The sequence below is a fragment of the Mesorhizobium amorphae CCNWGS0123 genome, from assembly GCF_001686985.1.
GTDB classification, from domain to species: Bacteria; Pseudomonadota; Alphaproteobacteria; order Rhizobiales; family Rhizobiaceae; genus Mesorhizobium; species Mesorhizobium amorphae.
This window is the reverse complement of the sequence record NZ_CP015318.1, coordinates 3,550,262-3,576,324: the sequence shown is the minus strand read 5'-3', so window position 1 is coordinate 3,576,324 and position 26,063 is coordinate 3,550,262. Positions and strand designations below refer to the sequence as shown.

Sequence of the window (26,063 nt, the reverse complement as noted above, 5' to 3'; positions counted from 1 at the left end):
TAGGTTGGCGGACTCGACAGTAAATTTGCCAAGATTGAAGGTCGCCGTCCAGCCCACTTGCAATTCTTATTCTGCATTGCCACTGTCGGCGCGGAACCGCAGGTTGCAGGGGGCGAGCGGGTGGCAAATGCAGGGCTGGGCACAGCGGACGCCGAATGGCTGGCCAAGATGCACAAGCAGCTGCTTGCGGATAATTCGATCCAGTTCGGCCTGCCGGCCCTTGTTCAGCCTGAACCGCCCGAATGGCTGAAGCCGTTGCTGGAGATGCTGGAGCGGCTCGGTCCCTATATGATCTATCTGTTCTGGGCCGCGGTGATATCGGGCGCGGCCATCATCCTTTTGTTGATCGTGCTTGAAGTGAAAGGCGTCGCCTGGCGCCTGCCGTGGCGGCGCGCACGCAAGGAGACCGAGGCGGAAGAGGCATGGCGCCCCGACGCAGGCGCAGCCCAGATCCTGCTGTCGGAAGCGGACGCGCTTGCCGCGCGCGGCGACTATGACGAAGCGGTCCACCTCCTGCTTCGCCGCAGCGTCGCCGACATTGCCGGACGGCTGCCCGACTTCCTGCGGCCGTCGCTGACGTCGCGCGACATTGCCAATGCGCCTTCCCTGCCGGCACGCGCCCGCGGCGCGTTCAGCGAGATCGCGCGGATCGTCGAGGCCGCGCTGTTCGCCCGCCGGCCGGTCGGGGCCGAAGGCTGGCAACAGGCGCGCGGCGCCTATGAGCGATTCGCCTTCCGGGATGCCTGGGCATGAGCGCTCCGGCAGCCGAAGTTCCGTCGCAGGAACCGTTCAGCCGCAGAACGCTGTTCTGGGGCATTTTCGCCAGCCTGCTCGCGGCGGCCGGTTTCTTCCTGCTTTCCACCTATGCCCCCGATTTCCGCACGCCTGGCAATGGCGGGCCAACGCCATTGTCCAAGGGCGGCTCCGGCTATGCCGGCCTGGTGGAATGGCTGAAATTGACCGGCGAGCCACCGTCGATGGCGCGCAACGAGGACGACCTTGCCAGCGACAAATTGCTGATCGTCACCATCTCGCCCGCGAGCGACCCGGAGGCGCTCACCCGGATACTCGATCTGCGCAAAGACCTCAGCACGCTCTTCGTGCTGCCGAAATGGCAGACGTTCCCGCTGCTGGAGCACGAAGGCTGGGAGACGAAAGTCGAGCGGCTGCCCGACACGGTCGTGAATGAATGGCTCGGCCGCATCACCAAGGCAAAGCTCGGCGTCGGCCAAAGCACGGTCGAGAAACTCGACATCGAAGGCAGGCTCGTTGCCGCGCCCGAGGACATGCAGTGGGTGGCCGAGGAGCATCCGCTGATCGCGGCGGGCAACGGCAAGGCTGTTCTCACCGAACTCGCCGACAAGCCTTTCTACATCCTGACCGACCCCGACCTGATCAACAACGCCGCGCTCAAGGACCCGGACAAGGCAGCGGCGGCGCGCGACCTGATCGCCTTCCTGACACCCGACGAAGGGACGGTCATGTTCGACCTCACCCTGCACGGCGCGGGGCGCAAATACGATCTCGCCAAGCTCCTGGTCGAGCCGCCGTTCCTGGCGCTGACGCTGACCATCCTCGCCGCATCGGCGTTGGCCTTCCTGCACGGCCTTGGCCGTTTCGGGCCACCGCGTGCCGAGGAGCGCGCGATCGCCTTCGGCAAGCGGGCGCTGGTCGACACCACGGCGATGCTGCTCAGGCGCGCGGGTCGGCTGGAGGAACTGGGCGACCGCTACGGCGCCCTGGCGCGGGCGCGCGCCGCGGCACTGCTCGGCGCGCCGCACGGCCTGCAGGGCGAAGCGCTCGACCACTGGCTGGATTCCCGCGACAAGGACGAGGCCGGCGGCTTTACTGTGCGCCTGCAGGCCGCAAACAATGCCAGGACCCTGGCGCAAATGCATGAGGCGGCCGAGCGGCTGCACGACTGGACGTCAAGGAGGCTCAGTGAACGTCGATGATGTGAAGACCCTGGCGAATGCGATCAGGGAAGAGGTGGCGAAGGCGATTACGGGCCAGCATGACACGGTCGACCTGATGCTGACCGCCTTGTTCGCGGGTGGGCATATCCTGCTCGAAGGACCGCCGGGCACCGCCAAGACGATGACGGCGCGCTGCTTCGCGCAGGCGCTCGGCGTCGCCTATGGCCGCATCCAGTTCACGCCCGACCTGATGCCCGGCGATATCGTCGGATCGAACATCTACAATTTCCAGACCGGGCAGTTCACGCTGACGCGCGGCCCGATCTTCTGCGACCTGCTGCTTGCCGACGAAATCAACCGCACGCCGCCGAAGACGCAGGCGGCGCTGCTGGAAGCCATGCAGGAACACGCCGTGACTTTCGACGGCACCACGCATTCGCTCGGCCAGAACTTCATGGTGGTGGCGACGCAAAACCCGATCGAGCACCAGGGCGTCTATCCGCTACCCGAAGCCCAGCTCGACCGCTTCCTGTTCAAGCACCGGGTGAGCTACCCCGACGCGCAGGAGGAACGCGCCATCATCATCCACCATGGCGGCGGTTCCGCCTCGCATGACATCAAGCAATACGGCATCGAGGCGCAGACCGACCGCAAGACGCTGGAGAAGGCGCTTGCCACCGTCGGCGATGTCACGCTCGTCGACGACGTCGTCGGCTACATTGCCTCGCTGGTGCGCGCCACACGCCAAAGCCCGGAACTGGAAGTCGGCGCCAGCCCACGCGCGGGCGCAATGCTCGCCCGCGCGGCGCGCGCCAGGGCGGCACTCGACGGACGCGCCTATGTCATCCCCGATGACGTCAAGGCGCTCGCCGTGCCCGCGCTGCGCCACCGCGTCATCCTCTCGCCGGCGGCGCAGATCGACGGGCGGCTGGTCGAGCAGATCGTCTCCGACCTTGTCGACCAGACGGAAGCGCCACGTTGATCTATCCAAGCGGCAGGGCGATCTGGGCAGCGGCGGCGGGGGCCATCCCTGCCTTCCTGGTGGCGCTGGCATTGCCGTCGCTCTGGTATCTCGGCTTGCTGTGGATCTGCCTGCTGCTTGCCTTCCTGGCGGTTGATGCGGCCGCCGGGCGCGGACGGGCATCGCTCAGCGCCAGTCTCGACGCGCCGCCGCAGATCGGCGTCGGCGGTCGGTTCAACCTGCAGATCGCCGCCCGCTTTGCCGGCCGGCCGCGGGCACTGCAGGCGCGGGTCGGGCACGATGCGCGGCTGGCGCCGGTCGCCGGCAGCGGCGGCGCGCTGGCTCCGACCAAGGACGGCGGAACGCTCGACCTGCAGTTCGAGGCATTGCGGCGCGGCATTGCCAGCTTCGACCGCCTGTGGCTGCGCTGGCGCGGACCGTTCGGGCTGGTCTGGAACCAGGTCGTGCTGCCGATGGACAAGAAGGTGGCGGTGCTGCCAGATGTCAGGAGCGCCCGCGACGAGGCGATCACCCTTCTGCAGCGCTCGACGTTGGCCGACGGCCATGCGCAAAGGCGTGCCGGCCAGGGCCGTGAGTTCGAGTCACTGAAGGATTATCAGCCCGGCATGGGCCGGCGGATGATCGACTGGAAGCGTAGCGCCCGCCACGGCAAACTTTTGGCGCGCGAATTCCGCATCGAGGAGAACAACAACATCGTGCTCGCCATCGACAGCGGACGCCTGATGTGCGAGCCGGTCGACGGCGTGCCGAAGGTCGACCGTGCCGTGACGGCAGCACTTTTGTCGGCCTTCATCGCGCTGAAGGGCGGCGACATGGTCAGCCTGTTCTCGTTCGATGCGCGGCCCCGCGTCACCAGCGGCGCGGTGCGCGGCTCCGCCAGCTTCGCGATGATCCAGAAGCGCGCGGCCGAGATCGACTATTCCAGCGAGGAGACCAATTTCACGCTCGCGCTGACCACGCTTTCGGCCAAGCTCGACCGCCGCTCGCTGGTCATCGTCTTCACCGATTTCGTCGACCCGATCAGCGCCGAACTAATGCTGCGCACCGTCGGCCGGCTGACCGAACGGCATCTGGTGCTGTTCATGATGATGAAGGATGTCGAGCTGGAAACGCTGGCCGACATGCCGCCCACCGCCCCCGAAGACGTCGCGCGCGCCGTGACCGCCGGCAGCCTGCTCAGGGAGCGGCAAGTGGTGATCGGCCGGCTCAGGCTGCTCGGTGCACATGTCATCGAGGCCAGCCATCAGCGGCTCGGCCTGGCGCTGGTCGAGCGCTACCTGCAGCTCAAGCAGGAGGATTTGCTGTGACGATGCAAGCTGGCACCAACGCGGTACGCCAGTCGCTGGCCAGCTTCCGCCAGGAGCGCGAGGCCGACTGGAAGGCGTTCGAGGCACTGCTGGCGCGTGTCGAGAAACGGGCGCCGCGCGCACTTTCGGAAGAGGAATTGCTGTCGCTGCCCCTGCTCTACCGGTCGGCGCTGTCTTCGCTCTCGGTGGCGCGCGCGACATCGCTCGACAATGCCCTGGTCTCCTATCTCGAATCGCTCTGCCTGCGCGGCTATTTCTACCTCTACGGCGCGCGCCGCGGCCTGCGGCAGCGCATCGGCGATTTCTTCCTGCATGACTGGCCGCATGCCATACGCGACCTGTGGCGCGAGACGCTGGTGTCTGTCGGTCTGACGGCGATCGGCGGTGGCGCCGGCTATTGGCTGGTCGCGTCCGACAAGGGTTGGTACGACGCCATCATCGCGCCTGGCCTTGCCGGTGGGCGCAACCCGGATTCGTCGGCGGAGATGCTGCGCAGCGTGCTTTATGACGGCGCCAGCAGCGAATTCCTGTCGAGCTTCGCCGCCTATCTTTTCACGCACAACACGCAGGTGGCGATCCTGGCCTTTGCGCTGGGCTTCGCCTTTGCCGTGCCCACCGTGCTGCTCATCCTGATGAACGGCTGCATGCTCGGCGCGATATTCCAGATCTATTTGGCCAAGGGGCTGGGCTTGGAACTCGGCGGCTGGCTCTCCATTCACGGCACCACCGAGATCTTCGCAATCGCCCTGGCCGGCGCCGCCGGCATGCGCATCGGCACGCGCATCGCCTTTCCCGGCGAACTGCCCCGCATGGCGGCCGCCGCCCAGGCCGGGCGGGTGGCCGCGACCGCCATGGTCGGCGTCGTGGTGATGTTGCTGTTTGCCGGCCTGCTCGAAGGCATCGGCCGGCAGACGATCACCAGCGATGGCGCGCGCTATGCCATAGGCGGCGGCATGCTGGCGCTGTGGAGCGCCTATTTCTACCTGTTCCGGCTGGTGCGGCATGGCTAGGCGCGCTGCCTTTGTAGCGGCACGACCGCTGATCACGCCGGAAGGCGTCGATCTCAGGGTCAGGCTTGCCGACGCCGGCACGCGGGCTTCCGCCTTCCTGCTCGATGTCGTGATCATCTCCACCGCGGCGGTGGTGATCACCATCGTCGCGCTGTTCGGGTTGAGAGGCCTTGGCGCCCACGAGCTGCAGCCGCTCTTCATCGTCTGGATCATCCTGATCTTCCTGCTGCGCAATGCCTATTTCATCGCCTTCGAGGCCGGCCGGCGCGCCGCGACGCCCGGCAAGCGGATCGTCGGCATACGGGTCGCCTCGCGCAGCGGCGCGGGTCTCACGATCGATCAGGTGATAGCGCGCAATCTGATGCGCGAGATCGAGATCTTCCTGCCGCTCTCTATCCTTGCCGGACGCGGCGGCGCCGGCGTCGCCGACACGCTGACGACGATCTTCGGGCTGGTGTGGGCGCTGCTGTTCGCGCTCTTCCCGCTTTTCAACCGCGACCGCCTGCGCATCGGCGACCTGCTGGCCGGCACCTGGGTGGTCGAAGCGCCGAAGGTTGCGCTGGTCGAGGACCTGTCGCTGCGGCAGGATCCGGTCGCCAAAGCATTCCATTTCAGCCAAGCCCAGCTCGACGCCTATGGCATCGCCGAATTGCACAAGCTGGAAGAGGTGCTGCGCCGCGACGACTATTTCGCACTCAGGGCGGTGGCCGATACGATCGGGCGCAAGATCGGTGCAGTGCCGCAGGCGCCGGATTCAAGGGCCTTCCTCACCGCCTACTACGGCGAGCTCAGGGCGCATCTGGAACGCAAGCTGCTGCTTGGCAACCGCAAGGCGGACAAGCACGCGCGCTAGCGTCCACGAACCAACGAGGCCGCCATGATCACATCTCCATCCGAACTCGAACTCCAGGAGATGGAGGCCCGGGCAGCTGCGGCCCAGCCAGGCCCATGGAAATCATGGGTCGAGGCCGGGATTTTCTCGGCGGATCGAATTTCATCCAAACCGGCGAAGGAGCGGATCGAGGCGAAGACATCGAAATGACCGACGGGACTGTTGCCGATCAGGATTTCATGGCTGCCGCGCGTCAGGACGTGCCTCGCCTGGTCGCCGAAGTGCGCAGACTGCGCGCGCTCCTCGGTCGATCAAAATAGAAGGCAGCCAGGCCGCTACCCCACCCACTTCTCGTAATCCGACACCAGCAGATGCAGCGGCGCGACATCCTCGTCGATGTTGGAAAAACGGCCGATCGGCTCGCGGAAGACGTTGTCGGTGAGGTCGTCGTTGACGGTCGAGACCTCGCCGATCAGCACGTCCTTGCCTTCGGCCCAGAAGGCGTGCCAGACGCCCGGCATTAGTGTAACGCTCTGGCCCGGATCGAGCTTCAGCAGCCCGCCGGCCGGCAATCTGTGGATGGTTCCGTCGACAGGCACCGACACTTCGGCCTTCGGATCGATGCCGCCGTCGCGATCGTGCATGAACAGTTCCAGCACCAGCTTGCCACCGCCGCGGTTGATGATGTCCTCGGCCTTGATGTTGTGGCGATGCATCGGCGACAGCTGGTCCTTGCGCGAGATCATGATCTTCTCGGCATAGAGCATGCCCATGCCCTTTTTCATGTCCGCGTAGACGCCGTTACGCACGGTGAACAGGAACAGGCCGAGTTCGTCGAACTTCTCCTGGCCGTAGTCGGTGATGTCCCAACCGAGGCGCGAGGTGAAAATAGCCGCAGAATCAGCCTTGCGCGCCTTCATCTCTTCCGGGCTCCAGTAGGCGAAGGGCGGCATGATATAGCCGAACGAGCGGATGAAGGCGTCGGCGTCGCGGATGATGTCGTTGATGGTGGAGCGTTTCATGGTCGTGATCCCTTCTTCAGGCGGCGCCTACAGCGCATAGCCGAACACCGATCCGGTGTCGACGCAAACTCTATGCTGGCCTCATGACATCCGGACCGATCGGGGCCATAAGTCCAGGCAAATCTCAAGGTGACAATCCATGCGCAGCATAGACGACCTCGATACGCCGGCGATCCTGATCGATGCCGCCCGCGCCGAAGCCAACATCAAGCGGGCGCAGGCGCATGGCGACCGCCATGGACTGAAGCTCAGGCCGCATATCAAGACCCACAAGCTGCCCTACTGGGCGAAGAAGCAGGTTGCGGCCGGCGCGGTCGGCATCACCTGCCAGAAGATCGGCGAGGCCGAGGTGATGGCCGATGCCGGCCTCGCCGATATTTTTCTGCCCTACAACATTCTCGGGCGCGCCAAGCTGGAGCGCCTCAAGGCGCTGCACGGCCGCGTGACGTTGTCGGTGACAACGGACAGCAGGGAAACGCTGGAAGGGCTCGCCGACACTTTCACCGATGCCGGCCATCCGCTGCCGGTGCTGGTCGAATGCGACACCGGCATGGGCCGCTGCGGTGTGCAGAGCCCCGACGAGGCAGTTGCGCTGGCGCGCGAGATCGACAAGGCCAAGGGTCTTCGCTTCGGCGGGCTGATGACCTATCCGGCGGCCGGCCGCGCGGCGCAGGCCGAGGCGTGGCTTGTGGATGCCAAACAAGCGCTGGCGGCAGCGGGCCTCGAATGCCAACGCATCTCCAGCGGCGGCACGCCGGATATGTGGCGCTCGGGCGAGGACAGCGTCGTCACCGAGTATCGGCCCGGCACCTACATCTATCTCGACCGCTACCAGGTTGCCAAAGGCGTCGGCGGCCTTGACGATTGTGCGCTGACGGTGCTGTCGACGGTGGTCAGCCACCCGACGCCGGCGCGGGCCATCCTCGATGCCGGCAGCAAGGCGCTGTCCAGCGACACGCTGGGGCTGGCCGATTTCGGCGAGTTGCTGGGCATCCCGGGCGCCAGGGTCACGGGCCTCAGCGAAGAGCACGGCAATGTCACGCTTTCAGGCGATGCGAAGTTGCGCATCGGCGAGCGCGTGCGCGTCGTGCCCGACCATTGCTGCGTCGTCACCAATCTGTTCGACCAGGTGCATCTGGTCGACGGCGACAAGGTGCTGGAAACGCTGCCGGTGGCTGCGCGCGGCCGGATGGGATGAGAAGCGGTAGCTGATCTTCGACTGAGGTCAGTTAGCCTGGCGCGCCGCCACACGCCGCATCGAAATCACGCGGCGCCGGCGGATTTCCGTGCGCATCGCCATCAGATGCAGGGCGAAGAACAGCACGGTGAAGCCGAGCGCCATCACCAGCAGCGGCCGCAACATCGAGGGATCGATAGCCGAGCCGCCCATGCGGAACACCGATGCCGGCTGATGCAACGTGTTCCACCAGTCGACCGAGAATTTGATGATCGGGATGTTGATGAAGCCGACCAGCGTGATGATGGCCGCGGCCCAGGCGGCGCGGCTTGCGTCATCGAGCGCCCGGGTCAGCGCGATGATACCGAGATACATCAGGAACAGCACGAAGACCGAGGTCAGTCGCGCGTCCCACACCCACCAGGTGCCCCACATCGGCTTGCCCCAGATCGAACCGGTGATCAGGGCAAGTGCCGTAAAGACGGCGCCGATCGGAGCCGCCGATTTCAGCGCCACGTCGGCCAGCGGATGGCGCCAGACCAGCGTGCCCAACGCCGAGATCGCCATCAGCGTGTAGCACATCATGGCGAGCCAGGCGAAAGGCACGTGAATGTACATGATGCGCACGGTGATGCCCTGCTGGAAGTCCTCGGGTGCCGCGAAGCTCATATAGAGACCGGCAGCGAGCAGGATGGCGGCGACCGAAGCCAGCCACGGCACGAGCCTGTCGGCCAGCCCGACGAAGCGCGTCGGGTTGGCAATATCCATCCAGCCGGTGAGGCGTGAGGTGGTGTCGCTCATGCGGCCTTACATAGACCCGCGGCGTGTTTGGGGCAATCGAGTGGTGGTGTCGCAGGCGAGGCAGGCTCTTCCTTCTCCCCTGTGGGAGAAGGAAAGCCGTTCCGCTCAAGCCGCTTCGTTCACAGTCCGGCTGAGGCGACGGACCTCTTCATCGTTAAGCAGGCCGCCGGCGCGCAGCAGGCTGGCGAAGCGGCCGTTGCGCAGCGACAGTTCGGCAAAGCCACCGAACTCGACCACCCTGCCCTTGTCCATGAACACGACCAGGTCGGCGTCGCGAACCGTGGTCAGGCGGTGGGCGATGATGAAGGTGGTGCGATCGCGGCGCAACTCGTCGATCGCTTCCTTGACGCGGTCCTCGGTCTCGACGTCGAGCGCGCTGGTCGCCTCGTCGAGGACCAGGATCGGTGCATCCTTGAGCACGGCGCGGGCGATGGCGATGCGCTGGCGCTCGCCGCCCGAAAGCTGGCCGCCGCGCTCGCCGACCACCGTGTCGTAGCCGGCGCTCTTCGACAGGATGAAGTCCTGCGCGGCGGCGGCATTGGCGGCAGCGTGGACCTCGTCATAGGTCGCCTCGGCGCGGCCGACGCGGATGTTGTCCTCGATCGAGCGGTTGAGCAGGCCGGCATCCTGGAACACGGTGGCGATCGAATGGCGCAGCGACTTGCGGGTCACCGAGCGGGTATCGATGCCGTCGATCAGGATGCGGCCGCTGGACGGCGTGAAGACACGCTGCAGCAGGTTGATGAGCGTTGTCTTGCCGGCGCCCGTCGGGCCGACGATGGCGACCGTCTGGCCTGCCTGGACTTCGAACGACACGTCGTCGACACCCTGGCCGGAATTGGCGAACTCAAAGCCGACATGTTCGAAACGGACGTGACCGGTGACGTTGACGAGGTCGCGCAGACCGTCGGGCTCAGCGGTTTCGGCGGCCGAGTCCTCGAGGCGGTAGAAGTCCTCGAGCTTGGCGCGGGCCTCGGAGATCTGGTTGGCGAAGGCCGACATCTGGTCGAGACGGGCGATCAGCAGCGTGGCGAATCCGGTAAAGGCGATGACGTCACCGATGCGCAGCTGGCCATGGGTGACCAGATAGGCGCCGATCAAAAGCACAATCATCATCGAGATGGTCGACGACAGGCGATGCAGCGCGTTGGCGATCGCCCACCAGTCGAGCACCGGATTCTGCGCATCGAGCAGGTTCTTGACGTAACGCTTCAGCGCCTCGGTCTCATGGCCGATGCGGTTGTAGCTCTGCAGCACGGCGACGTTGCTGACGGAGTCGGTCACATGCGCGAACACGGTGTGGTAGTGCTGCTCGACCGCTGCCTGGCCTGCCTTGGTGCGGCGCATCACCAGCCGGCCGATGCCGACATAGAGGGCGCCGAGCGCAAGCAACACCATCGACATGCGAACGTCCATGCTGAGCGCGGTCGGGATCAGCAGCGCAAGGGCGACAGCCGTCGACAGATGCTGGCGCATGAATTCGAGCCACAGGCTGAACAGGGTCTCCACCGCGCGCAGCAGCGTGTGGAGCGAATTGGAGGTGCCGCGCTGGTGATGCCAGGCGAGCGGCATCGTGATCACGCGCTCGAACGACTGGCACAGGACTTCGCTGCGCCGCTTGTGAGCGAAACGGTCGGCGCCGCGCGCCACCAGCACGAAGGCGACGATGTTGAAGGCACCGAGGCCGGCCCACAATCCCAGCGTCGAGAACACCGAGCCATGCTCGGAGATGGCATCGATCACCCGTCCGAACATGATCGGCTCGAGGATGGCGATAATGGCAAGCGCGACGTTCGCGCCGCAGATCAGCGCGACGCGCTTTCTGTCGGCCGCGAGATAACCCAGCGCTCTCCAGTAGATTTGCAGAAGGGACACTTCAGCTACTCCGCCAAAAGTTTTATTGTGCACCGCACCATTTCTTGACACGTACCGGTTAACGTGTCGCAAAACAATGCCCGTCTACCTCTTCCGTTCCCAATTCGCGAACAAAAGATGACGACGCTGCGAAATCTGTCGTGATCACCTAACGGTTTGAGATAAAAGGTGAAATGTCAGCCTTGCGGCAAAATCATGGCAGCGCCGAAGCGCTGCCACATTTTTAATCACCGGAAGCTTGCGTAGCTGGGGCTAATGGGCCGAACCGCCCATTCGCCAAGATCATGAGCAAATAAAGACTGCAGAGTACTGCACACCCCGAAAAACGTGCAGATAGCACTTCAAGCCTTTGATTTCACGCAGGTATCCTGACAACCACCTCGACCTTGTCGCCGGCTTTCGGCTCAAAGGACGAGGATTTTGTCTTGGTTCCATTGACCTCGAGCGAAATGGATTTGGCCTTTTTGTCGCGGATGACGCGAACCTTGACCTCGGCCCCCAGCATCTTGAGCGTCGCCGCATAGCCGTCCCAATGGCCGGGGAGTTTCGGCCGGAACGTGATCTGCTTGCCGCGCCGCTCGATACCCAGAATGCCTTCGACCGCGGCCCGGTAAAGCCAACCGGCCGACCCGGTGTACCAGGTCCAGCCGCCACGACCGCCCTTGCCTTCCCCGGCATAGATGTCGGCCGCCACGACATAGGGCTCGACCCGATAATGCTCGGCGGCCGCCTCGTCGGCGGAATGGTTGACCGGGTTCAGCATCGAGAAGCATCGATAGGCGTCGTCGGTGCGGCCCATCTCGGCCAGCGCGATGACGAACCATGTCGCCGCGTGGGTGTACTGGCCGCCGTTCTCGCGTACGCCGGGCGGATAGCTCTTGATGTAGCCCGGGTTCTTGTCGGTCCTGGAGAAGGGCGGCGTGAACAGCTTGACGATCTTGAGTTCGTCGTCGACGAGCATCTTTGTCGCCTGCTGCATGGCGGTGGTCGAGCGCGCCGGATCGCCCTCACCCGACAGCACGCTCCACGACTGAGCGATGGAGTCGATCTTGCACTCTTGCGAATTGTGCGAGCCGAGCGGGCTGCCGTCGTCGAAGCTGCCGCGGCGATACCATTGGCCGTCCCAAGCGGTGCTTTCCAGCGCCCGCTTCAGCGCATCGGCGTGCTTTGTCCAGGCTTGCGCCCGCTTGGTGTCGCCCTGCGTCTTGGCAACGGGGGCGAAGTCGCCCAGCGTCTTCAAGAGGAACCAGCCCAGCCAGACGCTCTCACCCTTGCCGCCTTCGCCGACGCGGTTCATGCCGTCGTTCCAGTCGCCGCCGAGGATCAGGGGCAGGCCGGCCGGGCTGCTGCGCTTGATGGCGAGATCGAGCGCCCGCGCGCAATGGTCGTAGAGCGAGGCATGCGTCTTGGAAATCTCCGGCGTGAAGAAGGCATCGTGCTCGCCTTCGCCGAGCTCCTGCCCGTCGATGAACGGCAATTGCTCCTTCAGGATGCCGGCATCGCCGGTCACGTCGATGTAGCGGCTGGTGGCGTGGGCGAGCCAGACCACGTCGTCCGAGATCATGGTGCGCACGCCGGCATCGGTGCGCGGCAGCCACCAGTGCTGCACGTCGCCCTCGGGGAACTGCCGGCGCGCCGCGTTGAGGATCTGGTCGCGCGCCAGTTTCGGGTCATGAGCCAAGAGCGCCATCGTGTCCTGCAGCTGGTCGCGGAAGCCGAAGGCGCCGCTCGCCTGGTAGAAGGCGGAGCGGGCACGGATGCGGCAGGCGAGGCTCTGGTAGGGCAGCCAGTGGTTGACCATGGCGTCGAGCGCCTTGTCGGGCGTTTCGACCTGGATGGTATCGAGGAAGCCGCGCCAGACGCGCTCATTGTCGGCCAGACGCTGGTCGAAATCCTTGCCGCGATGGGTCTGCACCAGCGCGCTCGCCTCTTCGACAGAGGCCGCGTCGCCGAGCAGCCAGAAAAGCGTCACGTCGCCGCCGGCGGGGATGTCCACGTCGCTGGCGATCGCGGCACAGGGATCATCACCGGCCTCGACACGGTCGGACAGGTTGGCACCCGCCAGCACCGCCTGCGGATACTCGCTGCTGCCGTGCCTGCCGATGAACTCGCCGCGGTCCGCCGTCACCGAATGCACCGGGCCGCCGGCGGCCAGGAAGGCCACCCGCTCGCTGAAATCCAGCCCATAGGGATTCTTCGCCAGCAGTGCGCCTGTGGCCACGTCCCGCGCGGGCACGATGGTCGCCGCCGTGCGAGAGCGATGGCTGCCAAGCACCCATTCGGCGTAGGCATAGATGCGCAGCCGCGCCGACACCGAGCCGGAATTCTGGATGCGCAGCCGGGTGATCTTCACCGGATCGTCCGGGTCCACCACATGCGTCAGGTCCATCGACAGCAGCCCGCGCTTCGAGCGGAACGTCGAAAAACCCTGCCCGTGCCATGTTTCGTAGGTCATGGCGGGATCGCGCAGCACGGCGGCCGTCGGCGAGAATGCCTTGCCGCTGGCGTGGTCGTAAATGTAGATGCCCTCGCTCGGCCGGTTCGAGACCGGATCGTTCGACCATGGCGTCAGCTGGTAGTCGCGGCTGTTGCGGCTCCAGGTGAAGGCCGCGCCCTCGGCAGAGACATGGAAGCCGAACGACGCGTTGGAGATGACGTTGATCCAGGGCTGCGGCGTCGTGCGGTGGCCGGTCAAACGGGTGACGTAATGACGGCCGTCGCCGTCGAAGCCGCCAAAACCGTTCCAGAGGTTCAAGCCGCTGCCGTCGGCGCTGCTTTCCGCCGAGGGGCGCGCCATGAAGGCCGGTGCCGGCAGCGATGACTCGCGAGGGCCCGCCGCGCCCGGCGCCGGCTGCAGGGCATCACGTGCCTGCAGCGCCGCCGCCTCGGCGCGCTCGATCTGGTCGAAGATGGTGCCGTTGCGCGTGTGCAGCACGACACGGGCAACCGCGAGCAAGGTCTTGTAGGTGGCCTCGTCCATCAGGTCGCGGCGCACGGCGAAGATGTGCTGGCGCGGGCCGAGCTCCTTGCCGCGCAGGCGGGCGTTTTCGCACAGCGTCTCGACTGCCCTTTGCAGGTCCTGCACATAGGAGGACGCCTGTTCGTTGACGACGACGAAGTCGATCATCATGCCGCGGGCGCGCATATATTCCTGGAAGCGCAGCGCCTGGGCGACGATCTCCAGATCGGCGACGTCGCCGATGCGGACCAGGAAGATCGGAAAGTCGCCGGAGATGCTGGTCGGCCACAGGCTGGACTGCTTGCCGAGCCCCGACGCGATGGATTCGGCCGGCAGGCGCAGGAAGGGATCGGGATAGACCAGATAGCGTGCCAGCTTCTGCACATTGGCGGCGTCGGTCAGGCTAAGGCCGAGATGGCGGGTCTGCACCTGACTGCGGGTCCAGGCGAGCATCGCCTGGCGGGCGAAGCTTTCCGGATGGTCGAGCCGGGCGATGGCTTCGTCGAGCTCGGCACGGTTGGCGCCGACGACGGTCCAGAAGGTCAGCGAGATCTTCTTGTTGGCGGGCACGCGCACCTGCCGGCGCAGGGCGGCGACCGGATCCAGCGTGAAGCCGGAATGGCCCCCAAGCTTGGCGCCGGAATCGAAGGCAGCCGCATCGACGATGGTGCGGCCGCGGCCGATGAAGGCGCGCCGGTCGGTCTCGGCCTCGGCATCGCGCGCCGGTCCCGAAGGATCGGTGACGAAATGCGCCATGGTGAGGTCGGGTTCGTTCTTCTCGCGCTTGCGCCTGGTGGCAAAGATGGCGCCCTTGTTGGCCGCGATCTCGGTCTCGACGAACATTTTCGAGAAGGCCGGATGGGCGTAGTCCGAGGCTTCGTTGCCCAGCACCAGTTCGGCGAAGGAAGTCACCTCGATATGCCGGTCGACGGCACCGTCATTGTAGAGCGTGACGCGGCGGCCTTCGCCATTGCCTTCCGAGATGACGATGCATTCGACCTCCGAACGCAGCGATCCCACGGATTTGATGAAGCTCGCCTTGTCGTCGGAAAACAGCGTCTGGACACGCTCGTTCTCCGCCCGCCTCGGCTCTGACGTCGCCGACCACCAGTCGCCGGTGCCGGCATCGCGCAGAAAGACGTAGGAGCCGAGCCGGTCCTCGGTCGGGTCCGGCTGCCAGCGGGTGACGGCAAGCTCGCCAAAGCGGCTGTAGCCCGAGCCGGTGGCGGTGACCATCACCGAATAGCGGCCGTTGGACATGACGTTGGTCGAGCGCAGCGCACGTGCCGGATCGAGGATGATGCGTGTATCCGGGCTCTCGGTCTCGGTCTCGTCCTTCGAGCGCTCGTCGGCCTCGGTCCGGACAGTGGCGGTCGGGATGTCGCGCGGCGCCCTCTCCTGCAGCAGGAGTTCGGCCGACTCGATCACCGGGTCGCTGTGGAAACGGTCGCGCAGACGTCCTTCGAAGATGGCGTCGGCGACGGCGGCGATCGACATGCCGGAATGGTGGGCCATGTAGTTCAGCACCACGGCGTGGTCGGCGCCTTCGGGCACGCGCTGCGGCGTGAAATCGACGGCATCGTAAAAGCCGTGCCGGCCAAGCGCGCCGATGGCCTTCAGCCTGGCCAGGTTCTGCACGGATTCACGCGGCGTGAACTGCGCCGCCAGGATCGTCGCGTAAGGCGCGATCACCGTGTTCTGGCCAAGGCCGCGCTTCAGGCCGAGCCCGGGCACGCCGAAATTGGTGTACTGGTAGGTCAGTTCGCGGTCGCGCGCGTTGTAGGCGGCTTCCGAAATGCCCCACGGCACGTTCTTCGAGCGGGCGTACTGGATCTGGCGCTTGATGATCAGCTTGCTGGTCTGATTGAGGATGCTGCCCTGCGGCTCCTTCATCACCAGCGGCGGCATGAGATACTCGAACATCGAGCCCGACCAGGACATCAGCGAGCCCTGGAAACCGATCTCGACGATGGGCCGGCCAAGCCGGAACCAGTGCTCGGTCGGCAGGTCGCCCTTGGCGATGGCGAACAGGCTGGTCAGTCGCGCCTCGGAGGCGAGAAGGTCGTAGCAGCTTTCGTCAAGCTGGTGTTCCTCGACACGGTAGCCGATCGACAGGAGCTTGCGCTCCTGCCGCATCAGGAAGGAGAAATCCATCTCGAAGGCGTAGCGGCGCGTGCGCTCGCGCAGCGCCAGGAGCCTGGCGCGCAGGGTTTCGACAGCGTTCTCGTCATTGTGCGAGTCATGGACATGCGCCTCGCAAGTAGCTTCCAGCCTCGCCGCCCAATCGGCGATGACATCGCTCTTCGGCGACGCGGCCTCGGTGTGGATGGCGACGGCAAGCTTGCGGATCTCGCCGGCGAGCACGGCAAGGTTGATGGTGCGGATCGAGGCCATCTCGGGCTGCGCCTTGATGGTCATCACCGCGCGCCGCATGCCGTCGAGGCGATCGGCGAGCCGCTGGCGCAGCGGCCTGAGTTGGCGGCGGTCGTCGGGTAATTCCTCGAGGCTCTCGTCGAGGATGGTCACCGTGTCGAGGATGCCCTCGAAATCGCCCTGCAGGTGCACGGAAGGCGCTTCCGCCCATTCGGCGCAGGCCGCCGCCACCGCCACCAGATGGCCGGCGAGGTTGCCGCTGTCGACGGCCGAAATGTAGAGCGGATAGAGCGGCTTCAGCGTGGTCGTGTCGTACCAGTTGTAGAGATGGCCGCGATCGCGCGGCATGCTCTCGATGGTCGACATCGTCGCGTCGATGCGGGTGATGGCGTCGGACAGGCTGATCCAGCCGAAATCGCGCGCCGAGACCACCGACAAGAGGTAGACGCCGATATTGGTCGGCGAGGTGCGCGGTGCCACCACCGGCGCCGGGCTCTCCTGGAAATTGTCCGGCGGCAGATTGTGGTGCTCGGCGGTAACGAAGGTCTCGAAGTAATGCCAGGTGCGCCGCGCTACCGTGCGCAGCGTATGGATGTCGGCGGCCGAGATGCGCAGCCGGTCCTCGGTCTCGGCCGAGCGGCTGATCCAGCAGGCGACCGCCGGCGAGCCGATCCAGAAAATCGCGAAGAAGAAGGCGACGAAGGCGCCGGTGGAATCGGCAAGCACCGGGATGGCCAGGCCGACGACGCCGATGATCACGGCGCCATACATCATGCCGTAATAGGCGCCGAGGTCGCTGCCGCCGCTCTTGTGCGCCTGCGAGGCGGTGCGCCATTCGAGCAGGTTCTGCCGGCTGACGAACAGGCGGTAGACCGTACGCACGATGGCGTCGCCCATCATCCAGGCGTTGTGCGCCATCAACAGGATCTTGAGCGCTACAAGGGCCGTGCCGAAGACGGTGTCGCGCGCCAGCGCCGAGAAATGACCGCGCGGCGTCTGGTCGCCGCTCTTGGGCAGGATGCCGTTGACGATGTCGAAGGTCGGCGCCATGAACAGGCTGAGGATCAGCAGCGCCTGCCATTGCGCGGCCTGCGTGAAAGGCAGCAGCGTCCAGCCGGCGATCGCCGCCATCACCCAGAAAATCGGCGTCAGCGAGCGGCGCAGATTGTCGACCATCTTCCAGCGCGACAGCGCCGGCACGCCGGAGCGCGGATTGAAGATGAAGCTGAGCAGCTGCCAGTCGCCACGCGCCCAGCGGTGATGGCGGGAAGCATCGACCGAATAGCGGGTCGGATAGTCCTCGACCAGCTCGACATCGGTGACCAAAGCCGAGCGCGCCAGAGCGCCTTCGAGCAGATCGTGACTGAGGATGGTGTTCTCCTCGATGCGGCCCTTCAGCGCCGCCTCGAAGGCATCGACATGGTAGAGGCCCTTGCCGGTGAAGGAGCCATCGCCGAAGACGTCCTGGTAGACGTCCGAAACGGCAAAGACATAAGGGTCTAGGCCGCGATTGGCGGAGAAAATCCGCTGGAAGAACGAGGCGTCGTCGCCGCTGGTCAAGGAGGCGGTGATGCGCGGCTGCAGGATGGTGTAGCCGGCGGTGACACGGCGCTTGGCCGCATCGAAATGCGGGCGGTTGAGCGGATGGCTGAGCTTGCCGGCCAAGGTGGCGACGGCATCGCGCGTGGTGCGCGTATCGGCGTCCAGCGTCATCACATGGACGACGTTTTCCGGCAGCGGTACATCGAGCGGCAGGAAGGTGGTGTCGCTGTCGCCGCGCAGCAAAAGGTTCAGCTCGTGCAGCTTGCCGCGCTTGCGCTCCCAACCCATCCAGCAGGCTTGCGCGGCGTTGTAGAGCCGGCGCCGGTGCAGGACATAGAAACGCGGCGCGCCTTCCGACGGATAGCGGGCGTTGAGCCGGGCGATCTCGTCGCGGGCATATTGCAGGATCTCGATATCGGCGGCGTCGATTTCGGTCTTGGAGTCCGGCCAGTCCGAAAGCAGCGCAAAGCGGATCTCGTCGGCCGTGTTGGCGAGGTGATGCACCTCGATGTTTCGGATGTTTTCTTCGACATCATCGCGCGAGCCGATCAGCGAGGGCACCACGACCAGCGTGCGCGCTTCGGCCGGCACCCCGCCGTGCTTGTAGTCGTAACCGACGAGCCGCGTCGGCTTCAGGAACAGCGAGACGACGGTGTTGAAGAAGGCGAGCGCGCCCTCGCTGGCCGGCACCGCGAACAGCGCAAGCATCAGCACGATGGACGGCACCGACAGGCCGAGATGGGCGAGCGCATTGCCGGCGAGTGCCAGAAGCAGGACGGTCAGCGCAAACACCGGCACGACGACGCCCAGCCAGCCGGTGCTGGCAAAGGTGCGCTTGACCGTGACGGCGACGGTCGGCCGGTAGCCGATCGCCTTTTCCAGCTCCAGCCGGAGCGGACCGACAAGGAAGAAACCTACATCCGTATGCGCCGCACTCTCGGCAGCGTTATCACCGGCAGCATGACCGGCAAGCTCGATCGCCTTCTCGGCGACGCGGTATTCGGAAAGCTCGGAGCGCCGCGCCAGTTGCTCGATAGCGGTGCGGTACTGGTCGCGCGAGAAGAAGTCGAGCGCGGCGAAATCGGTGCGCTCGCGCAGCAGCGTGTCGATGCGGCTGACGCCTTCGAACCATACCGTCCAGTCGACGTCGTTGATCAGGCGCAGGCCGCGGATGATGTTGCCGGTGGTGACATTGCCGCTGGACAGCGTGTGATGCTCGGAGATGATGATTTCCTCGGCGTCGGAGCCGGTCTTCTCGAGCTCGCCCTCCAGCCATTCCAGCGCCCGGCCGGCATTCTGCGAACCGTCGCGCAGACGGTAGAGCAGCTGGGTGGCGAAGGTGGTGTCCTGCGCATGGGTGACGTAATGCGACAGGATCGCCTGGCGGTCGGCGTTGTCGTCGGTCGCCAGCACGCGGTCGGCGACTTCGTTGGCGATCTGGCGCATCTGCCGCGTGCGGTTGACGCGCACGGCGATGCGGCGAAGGTTTTCGATCAGCACGAAGCGCAGCAGCGATGGCAGCGCCCAGAGCTCGCCGATCTTCAGCGGCTCGACCGACTGAAAACCCTCGACGATCGACTTGAACATGGTCGCCGAGACAGAACTGTCGGAATGCGCAACATAGGTCCAGGCCACCGCCAAAGCGCGCGGCACGCTGGTGCCGTCGGCCAGTTTAAGGGTCGGCAACTGGCGATAGAAGCGGCGCGGCAGATCGCGCTTGACCTGGAAGATCGTCTCCTCGACCAGATAGTTGTTGTCGAGCAGCCATTGCGCCGCCGGCGTGATGGTTTCGCCCTTGGCCTGCGCGGCATTGGTCGAGCGGTAGACTTCGAGAATTCGTTTCGCGCTGTCGCGGATACGGGCCTGGAATTCGAACGGCGTCAGCCCGAACAGGTCCCCGACTTCGCCCTCGGCGAGACCGCTGCCCAGCGCACGCAGGCGGTCCTCCGGGAGGAAATTGGAGCGGATCGGCTCTTCCGTTATGGCCGGAAAGGCGGCGCTCGTCTTTTCGATCTTGGCAGGGTTCGTCTGTATGTTCATTGAAAATTCCGTATAGCGGGCGCGATGCGGCGTCCCCGCCACGGCAATGTCCCTAAAACCGATTCAAATGCAATTGGTTGCATGGCGACATTGCCGAAATGTTGTTTCCGCGCGCGACAGGGCGCCGTCTCTCGACAACTTCCGGATGAGCGCCCCTCGCACCCATTCGGATTTGATCGGATTCAGGCTTTTTCGTGGTACGGGCAACAGCTTACGCGATATTTCGCCGGCAGCGCGATCATGTTTGGAGACAGGCGTTAACCGTTTCCGGGAACACGGCCGATGTGGACGACGAACATAGCCACCGTCCCGGCGGGCTCCAGGCGAAGCCTTGAGGCACCCTGCCCCAGCAGAACCGCATCCAGCGGACCCAGGCGCGCCGGCGCAGCGCCGTGCACCGCGAATTCACCGTCGAGGCACAGGACCAGCGTCGCATCGGCCGCCGGCTGAACGTCGATCGCAGCCGAAATCAGCAGCCGCTCGACAGTGTGGGTCATGCGGGTGCGGCGGGTCATCACATTGAGGTCGGTGATCGGGCCGGCGATCAGCGATGCTCCAGTCGGCACGTCGGCCGGGAAGGAAAACGGAGCGGTTGTGCCGGTCAGTTCCTTAGGGGCCCGGCCGGCGATATCGAGGACGATGCCCTCGCCTTCCAGCACGGCCAAGGTGCGGTCGACGCCGACAAAGCTGGAGAACGGCCCGCCGGCCTCGACGCGCGCCATGGAGACGCGCCAGTCGAAATCATCGAGCCCGGCGCCCTCAGGCGAGACGGAGATTTCGGTCGTCGTACCGCCGCCGTTCTTCCACGGCATGACGCGGTAGTCGGCGGCACGAAGGATGCGCACGGCTCAGCCCTCCGTTATGGCTACGGGCGTTCGAAACTCGAAAAGCCGATTCCGTGGCTTTTCGCCTGCCTGCGGCCGGGCGTTTCTCACCCCAAAATGCCCGGCAGGTTAAGCTGGTGCTGCTTGGCGCAGTCAACAGCGATGTCGTAGCCGGCATCGGCGTGGCGCATGACACCGGTCGCCGGGTCGTTCCACAGCACCCGCTCCAGGCGCCTTGCGGCGTCCGGCGTGCCGTCGGCGACGATGACCATGCCGGAATGCTGCGAAAAGCCCATGCCGACGCCGCCGCCATGGTGCAGCGACACCCAGGTGGCGCCCGACGCGGTGTTGAGCAGCGCGTTGAGCAGCGGCCAGTCGGAGACGGCGTCGGAGCCGTCCTTCATCGCTTCGGTCTCGCGGTTGGGCGAGGCGACCGAGCCGGAATCGAGATGGTCGCGGCCGATAACGACAGGCGCCTTGAGTTCGCCCTTGGCGACCATCTCATTGAAGGCAAGGCCGAGCCGGTGTCGGTCGCCTAAGCCGACCCAGCAGATGCGCGCCGGCAACCCCTGGAAGGCGATGCGCTCGCGCGCCATGTCCAGCCAGTTGTGCAGATGGGTGTTGCCGGGGGTGAGTTCGCGTACCTTGGCGTCGGTCTTGTAGATGTCCTCGGGATCACCAGACAGCGCTGCCCAGCGGAACGGGCCGATGCCGCGGCAAAACAGCGGGCGGATATAAGCGGGCACGAAACCGGGGAAGGCAAAGGCGTTCTCAAAACCTTCGTCCTTGGCCACCTGGCGGATGTTGTTGCCGTAGTCGAGCGTCGGCACGCCGGCATTCCAGAACGCCACCATCGCTTCGACATGTTCGCGCATCGAGGCGCGGGCAGCTCTCTCGACAGCCTTGGGGTCGCTGACGCGCTTTTCGCGCCACTCGGCCATCGTCCAGCCCTTGGGCAGATAGCCGTTGATGGGGTCGTGCGCCGACGTCTGGTCGGTGACCATATCGGGACGGATACCGCGCCTGAACATCTCGGGCACGATCTCGGCCGCATTGCCGAGCAGGCCGACCGACTTCGCCTCGCCGGCCTTGGTCCAGCGCTCGATCATTTCCATCGCCTCGTCGAGCGTCTCGGCCTTCTCGTCGACATAGCGGGTGCGCAGGCGGAAATCGATCGAATCCGGATTGCATTCGATGGCGAGGCAGCAGGCGCCAGCCATGACCGCGGCCAGCGGCTGGGCGCCGCCCATGCCGCCGAGGCCGCCGGTCAGGATCCACTTGCCCTTGAGGTTGCCGCCATAGTGCTGGCGGCCGGCCTCGACGAAGGTCTCGTACGTGCCCTGCACGATGCCTTGCGTGCCGATGTAGATCCACGAGCCGGCCGTCATCTGGCCATACATCATCAGGCCTTTCTTATCGAGCTCGTTGAATTTTTCCCAATTCGCCCAATGCGGCACAAGGTTGGAGTTGGCGATCAGCACGCGCGGCGCATCCGGATGGGTGCGAAACACCCCGACTGGCTTGCCGGACTGGACCAGCAGCGTCTCGTCCTCATTGAGGGTCTTCAGCGAGGCGACGATGCGATCAAAGTCATTCCAGGTGCGCGCGGCACGGCCAATGCCGCCATAGACGACCAGCTCGTTGGGGTTCTCGGCGACATCCGGATCGAGGTTGTTCATCAGCATGCGCAAAGGCGCTTCGGTCGTCCAATATCTGGCGTTGAGCTTGTCGCCGCGCGGGGCGCGCACTTCGCGGATGTTGTGGCGAGGATCGGTCATCATTGTCCCTTTCGAGTAAGGCGGCGCGTCAGCGCCCGGCCCAGTCAATGGCGGTTTCGAGGATCGTCTTCAGCGTGGCGCGGATCGGCGCCGCGTATTCGGCGTCGTAAGGCACCGGCCAGTTGTCCGGCGCGCCCCTTCCTTCGGGTTCGCGCATGTAGCCGCGGTTGGAAAGCTCCATCTGCAGCGCATACACGCCGTTCTGCGGCTGGCCGAAATTGCGGGTGATCCAGCCGCCCTTGAAGCGGCCGTTGACCACCCATGTCTCGCCCGTTGCGGCCATGATCTCGGCGACCCTGCCTTGCAGCACGGGATCGGTGCTTTTGCCGTCATTGGTGCCGAGGTTGAACACCGGCAGCGTGCCTTCGAACAGGCGCGGCAGCACCGAGCGGATCGAGTGGCAGTCGTAGATCACGATCTTGCCGTGCAGGCCGCGCAACCGGTCGATCTCGGCCTGCAGGGCCGCGTGATAGGGTGCGAAGTATTTTTCGCGACGCTGGTCGATTTCCGACGGTCCCGGCTCCTCGCCCTCGCGGTAGAGCGGGTCGCCATCGAAAGTCTCGGTCGGGCAGAGCCCGGTGGTTGCCTGGCCGGGATAGAGCGAGGCGCCGGACGGGTCGCGGTTGACGTCGATGACGGTGCGCGAGATCGCCGTATGGATGATCGTCGCGCCGAGGCCGGCAGCAAAATCATAGAGATTGTCGATCCACCAGTCGCAGTCGCGGCGGCCGAGCCAAGGCGAGACCAAACGGTTCTCGAGGCCGGCGAGATCGATGCCGGTGTGAGGGATCGACACCAGCAGCGGGGCCGTGCCGCGCGTTACCGTAAGCCAGTCGGCCATCATGCCGCTCCCGAGATCGCGGGCAGCGCCACCGCGCCCGCCGCCTTCACCGCGGCACCACTGCGCACCATGGCGATGGCCTTTTCTATGTCGGGGTGGAAATGGCGGTCATTGTCGAGATGCGGCACTTCGGCCCGAACCAGTTTGCGCACCGCCTCGAGCGCGGCACTCGAGGCCAGCGGTGCGTGGAAGTCGCAACCTTGGGCCGCGGCCAGCAACTCGATGCCGATGACGGCAGTCGCGTTCTCGACCATGCCGATCAGCCGGCGCGCGCCGTGGGCGGCCATCGAGACATGGTCTTCCTGGTTGGCCGAGGTCGGGATGGAATCGACGCTCGCCGGATAGGCCTTCTGCTTGTTCTCGGAGACCAGCGCCGCCGCGGTCACCTGCGGGATCATGAAGCCGGAATTCAAGCCGGGCTTCGGCGTGAGGAAGGCCGGCATGCCCGACAGCGCCGGATCGACCAGCATGGCGATGCGGCGTTCCGACAGCGAGCCGATCTCGCAGACGGCGAGCGCAATCATGTCGGCGGCGAAGGCCACCGGCTCGGCGTGGAAGTTGCCGCCGGAAAGCGCGGTATCGTCCTCGGCGAAGATCAGCGGATTGTCGGTGACGCCATTGGCCTCGGTGCCCAGCGTATCGGCGGCCTTGCGCAGCACATCGAGGGCGGCACCCATCACCTGCGGCTGGCAGCGCAGGCAGTACGGATCCTGCACGCGCTCGTCACCGACGCGGTGCGATTCACGGATAGCGCTGCCGGCCATCAGATTGCGCAGTGCGTCTGCCGTCTCGATCTGGCCGCGATGCTTTCTCAACAGATGGATGCGCGGATCGAAGGGGGCGTCGGAGCCTTTGGCGGCGTCGGTCGACAGCGCGCCGGCGACCAGCGCAGACTGATAAAGCACTTCGGCCTCAAACAAAGCGGCCAGCGCATAGGCGGTCGAGAACTGCGTGCCGTTGAGCAGCGCCAGGCCTTCCTTGGCGCCCAAGGTCACCGGCTCCAGCCCGTGCGAGACGAAGGCAACCTTGGCCGGGAAACGGCCATGCGGGGTAAAGCATTCGCCGACGCCGATCATCACCGCCGTCATGTGCGACAGCGGCGCGAGATCGCCGGAAGCGCCGACCGAGCCTTGAGCCGGCACCACCGGGATGACGTCGTTGGCGAGCATGGCTTCCAGCAATTCGATGGTCTGCGGCTGCACGCCGGATGCGCCCTGCGCCAGGCTGGCGAGTTTCAGCGCCATCATCAGCCTGGTGACAGCGACCGGCATCGGCTCGCCGACACCGGCGGCATGCGACAGCACGATGTTGCGCTGGAGGGTCTCGAGGTCGGCGGCGGGAATGCGCACGCTCGCCAATTTGCCGAAGCCGGTGTTGATGCCATAGACCGGCTCACCCTTGGCGACGATCCTTGCGACGGCCTCGGCGCTGGCCTTGATTTTTGGCCGGCAGGCGTCATCCAGCCTAGGCACGGCGCCGCGGTAGATGGCGCGCCAGTCGGCAAGCGTCGCATTGCCGGGTTTCAAAACGAGTTCGGTCATTGTCCTCTCCAGATGCGGGCATGCAGCGGGTTGAAGCCCATGCGGTAGACGAGTTCGGGCGGGCGCTCGATGTCCCAGATCGCCAGATCGGCGGATTTGCCGGCCTCCAAGGTGCCGGTCTTTTCCAGCAGCCCCAGCGCGCGAGCCGCTTCGCGGGTGACACCCGCAAGGCACTCGTCAACGGTTAGGCCGAACAAAGTCGCGGCCATGTTCATGGTCAACAGCAGCGAGGTCAGCGGCGAGGTGCCGGGATTGCAGTCGGTGGCGACCGCCATCTTCACGCCGTGCTGGCGGAACAAGCCGACCGGCGGCTTCTTGGTCTCACGGATGAAATAGTAGGCGCCGGGCAGGATCGTCGCCACGGTCCCGGCCTTGGCCATCGCCGCCGCGCCCGCGTCGTCGGTGTATTCGAGATGGTCGGCCGACAGCGCGCCATAGCGGGCGGCGAGTTCGGCGCCGTGCAGGTTGGAAAGCTGGTCGGCGTGGAGTTTTACGGGCAAGCCGAGCGCCCTGGCCGCGTCGAAAACACGTGCCATCTGCTCGGGCGAAAAGGCGATGCCTTCACAGAATCCGTCGACCGCATCGGCGAGACCTTCGGCGGCGACGGCCGGCAGGATCTCCTGGGCGACCAGATCGATGAAAGCGTCCTTGTCGCCTTGTGCCTCTGGCGGCAGCGCGTGGGCGGCGAGACATGTGGTGCGGACCGTCACCGGGCGTTTGTTGCCCAGCCGTCGCGCGGCGCGCAGTGACTTTGTCTCATTGGCCAAGTCGAGGCCATAGCCCGACTTTACTTCCACGGTGGTGACGCCCTCCGCCATCAGCGCGTCAAGGCGCGGCAGCGTCTGGGCGACCAGTTCGTCCTCGCTGGCGGCACGCAGGGATTTGACCGAGGAGACGATGCCGCCGCCGGCCTTGGCGACCTCTTCATAGGTGGCGCCGGCCAGACGCATCTCGAACTCGTTGGCGCGGTTGCCGGCATAGACAAGATGCGTGTGGCAGTCGATCAGGCCGGGCGTGATCCAGCGGCCCTCACAGTCGATGCTCTCGGTGCCCTGAGCTAGGCTCGACGGCATCTCGGCTTCCGGGCCGGCATAGGCGATCAGGCCATCGCGCGCGGCGATCGCACCCTTTTCGACGATGCCAAGTCCGGCCGTGTTTTCGGCCATGGTCGCCAGGCGCGCATTGCGCCAAAGGTGAAGGCCCCCTGCCGGGCTTTTCATTTGTGCCGCCATCATCTTTTCCG

Annotated in this window: 17 protein-coding genes; 8 read left to right on the top strand and 9 right to left on the bottom strand. The window is 65.6% G+C overall.

What is annotated here, in order from left to right:
- The first annotated feature begins 120 nt into the window (after positions 1 to 120).
- From A6B35_RS16750 to A6B35_RS16720, 7 genes are all read left to right on the top strand, one after another.
- Positions 121 to 753 (top strand): DUF4129 domain-containing protein, encoded by a 633-nt coding sequence (locus tag A6B35_RS16750; protein WP_244426102.1) that lies wholly within the window; start codon positions 121 to 123, stop codon positions 751 to 753.
- Positions 750 to 1,955 (top strand): hypothetical protein, encoded by a 1,206-nt coding sequence (locus A6B35_RS16745; protein WP_006205904.1) that lies wholly within the window; start codon positions 750 to 752, stop codon positions 1,953 to 1,955. The genes A6B35_RS16750 and A6B35_RS16745 overlap by 4 nt, the downstream gene beginning before the upstream one ends.
- Positions 1,942 to 2,898 (top strand): AAA family ATPase, encoded by a 957-nt coding sequence (locus A6B35_RS16740; protein WP_006205903.1) that lies wholly within the window; start codon positions 1,942 to 1,944, stop codon positions 2,896 to 2,898. The genes A6B35_RS16745 and A6B35_RS16740 overlap by 14 nt, the downstream gene beginning before the upstream one ends.
- Complete coding sequence (locus tag A6B35_RS16735; RefSeq protein ID WP_006205902.1) at positions 2,895 to 4,205, top strand: DUF58 domain-containing protein; 1,311 nt, start codon at positions 2,895 to 2,897, stop codon at positions 4,203 to 4,205. The genes A6B35_RS16740 and A6B35_RS16735 overlap by 4 nt, the downstream gene beginning before the upstream one ends.
- 2 nt (positions 4,206 to 4,207) lie before the next feature.
- Complete coding sequence (locus A6B35_RS16730) at positions 4,208 to 5,215, top strand: stage II sporulation protein M (protein ID WP_244426107.1); 1,008 nt, start codon at positions 4,208 to 4,210, stop codon at positions 5,213 to 5,215.
- The gene (locus A6B35_RS16725) at positions 5,208 to 6,068 is read left to right on the top strand and encodes an RDD family protein (protein WP_006205900.1); all 861 of its coding nucleotides are present in this window, start codon (positions 5,208 to 5,210) and stop codon (positions 6,066 to 6,068) included. Before A6B35_RS16730 ends, A6B35_RS16725 begins: the two co-directional genes overlap by 8 nt.
- 95 nt (positions 6,069 to 6,163) lie before the next feature.
- A complete protein-coding gene (locus A6B35_RS16720) occupies positions 6,164 to 6,367 on the top strand; it encodes a hypothetical protein (RefSeq protein WP_244426098.1) in 204 nt (67 codons plus the stop codon).
- A 15-nt stretch (positions 6,368 to 6,382) separates the two neighbouring features.
- On the opposite strand, the gene A6B35_RS16715 is transcribed toward A6B35_RS16720, so the two are convergent.
- On the bottom strand, positions 6,383 to 7,069 hold the full coding sequence (locus tag A6B35_RS16715) for a D-lyxose/D-mannose family sugar isomerase (protein WP_006205898.1): 687 nt from the start codon (positions 7,067 to 7,069) through the stop codon (positions 6,383 to 6,385).
- A 139-nt stretch (positions 7,070 to 7,208) separates the two neighbouring features.
- Between A6B35_RS16715 and A6B35_RS16710 the strand changes: the two genes are divergently transcribed.
- Complete coding sequence (locus A6B35_RS16710) at positions 7,209 to 8,267, top strand: D-TA family PLP-dependent enzyme (protein ID WP_006205897.1); 1,059 nt, start codon at positions 7,209 to 7,211, stop codon at positions 8,265 to 8,267.
- Positions 8,268 to 8,294: 27 nt separating this feature from the next.
- Here A6B35_RS16710 and A6B35_RS16705 read toward each other — a convergent pair whose 3' ends face one another.
- The 8 genes from A6B35_RS16705 to hutI all read right to left on the bottom strand — a co-directional run bounded on the left by A6B35_RS16705 (position 8,295) and on the right by hutI (position 26,052).
- The gene (locus A6B35_RS16705) at positions 8,295 to 9,047 is read right to left on the bottom strand and encodes a heme ABC transporter permease (protein WP_006205896.1); all 753 of its coding nucleotides are present in this window, start codon (positions 9,045 to 9,047) and stop codon (positions 8,295 to 8,297) included.
- A gap of 105 nt (positions 9,048 to 9,152) precedes the next feature.
- Positions 9,153 to 10,922, bottom strand: a complete 1,770-nt coding sequence (locus A6B35_RS16700) for a glucan ABC transporter ATP-binding protein/ permease (protein ID WP_006205895.1) — start codon at positions 10,920 to 10,922, stop codon at positions 9,153 to 9,155.
- Positions 10,923 to 11,277: 355 nt separating this feature from the next.
- Entirely contained in the window at positions 11,278 to 19,836 is an 8,559-nt protein-coding gene (locus A6B35_RS16695; RefSeq protein ID WP_006205894.1) for a glycoside hydrolase family 94 protein, read from the bottom strand.
- Between the two features lie 257 nt (positions 19,837 to 20,093).
- On the bottom strand, positions 20,094 to 20,681 hold the full coding sequence (locus A6B35_RS16690; protein ID WP_006205893.1) for a HutD/Ves family protein: 588 nt from the start codon (positions 20,679 to 20,681) through the stop codon (positions 20,094 to 20,096).
- An 86-nt stretch (positions 20,682 to 20,767) separates the two neighbouring features.
- Entirely contained in the window at positions 20,768 to 22,438 is a 1,671-nt protein-coding gene (gene hutU, locus A6B35_RS16685; RefSeq protein ID WP_006205892.1) for a urocanate hydratase, read from the bottom strand.
- A gap of 28 nt (positions 22,439 to 22,466) precedes the next feature.
- The gene (hutG, locus tag A6B35_RS16680; protein ID WP_040584007.1) at positions 22,467 to 23,282 is read right to left on the bottom strand and encodes an N-formylglutamate deformylase; all 816 of its coding nucleotides are present in this window, start codon (positions 23,280 to 23,282) and stop codon (positions 22,467 to 22,469) included.
- Positions 23,279 to 24,820, bottom strand: a complete 1,542-nt coding sequence (gene hutH, locus A6B35_RS16675; RefSeq protein WP_006205890.1) for a histidine ammonia-lyase — start codon at positions 24,818 to 24,820, stop codon at positions 23,279 to 23,281. Before hutH ends, hutG begins: the two co-directional genes overlap by 4 nt.
- Positions 24,817 to 26,052 (bottom strand): imidazolonepropionase, encoded by a 1,236-nt coding sequence (gene hutI, locus A6B35_RS16670; protein ID WP_040584006.1) that lies wholly within the window; start codon positions 26,050 to 26,052, stop codon positions 24,817 to 24,819. The genes hutH and hutI overlap by 4 nt, the downstream gene beginning before the upstream one ends.
- Positions 26,053 to 26,063 lie beyond the last annotated feature (11 nt).

Excerpts from the sequence above, each read along its gene's own strand:
- A6B35_RS16695 (WP_006205894.1), bottom strand. The coding sequence starts at position 19,836 with ATGAACATACAGACGAACCCTGCCAAGATCGAAAAGACGAGCGCCGCC.
- A6B35_RS16745 (WP_006205904.1), top strand. The coding sequence starts at position 750 with ATGAGCGCTCCGGCAGCCGAAGTTCCGTCGCAGGAACCGTTCAGCCGC.
- A6B35_RS16725 (WP_006205900.1), top strand. The coding sequence starts at position 5,208 with ATGGCTAGGCGCGCTGCCTTTGTAGCGGCACGACCGCTGATCACGCCG.
- hutI (WP_040584006.1), bottom strand. The coding sequence starts at position 26,052 with ATGGCGGCACAAATGAAAAGCCCGGCAGGGGGCCTTCACCTTTGGCGC.
- hutH (WP_006205890.1), bottom strand. The coding sequence starts at position 24,820 with ATGACCGAACTCGTTTTGAAACCCGGCAATGCGACGCTTGCCGACTGG.
- A6B35_RS16715 (WP_006205898.1), bottom strand. The coding sequence starts at position 7,069 with ATGAAACGCTCCACCATCAACGACATCATCCGCGACGCCGACGCCTTC.
- A6B35_RS16710 (WP_006205897.1), top strand. The coding sequence starts at position 7,209 with ATGCGCAGCATAGACGACCTCGATACGCCGGCGATCCTGATCGATGCC.
- hutG (WP_040584007.1), bottom strand. The coding sequence starts at position 23,282 with ATGATGGCCGACTGGCTTACGGTAACGCGCGGCACGGCCCCGCTGCTG.
- A6B35_RS16730 (WP_244426107.1), top strand. The coding sequence starts at position 4,208 with ATGCAAGCTGGCACCAACGCGGTACGCCAGTCGCTGGCCAGCTTCCGC.
- A6B35_RS16705 (WP_006205896.1), bottom strand. The coding sequence starts at position 9,047 with ATGAGCGACACCACCTCACGCCTCACCGGCTGGATGGATATTGCCAAC.
- hutU (WP_006205892.1), bottom strand. The coding sequence starts at position 22,438 with ATGACCGATCCTCGCCACAACATCCGCGAAGTGCGCGCCCCGCGCGGC.
- A6B35_RS16720 (WP_244426098.1), top strand. The coding sequence starts at position 6,164 with ATGGAAATCATGGGTCGAGGCCGGGATTTTCTCGGCGGATCGAATTTC.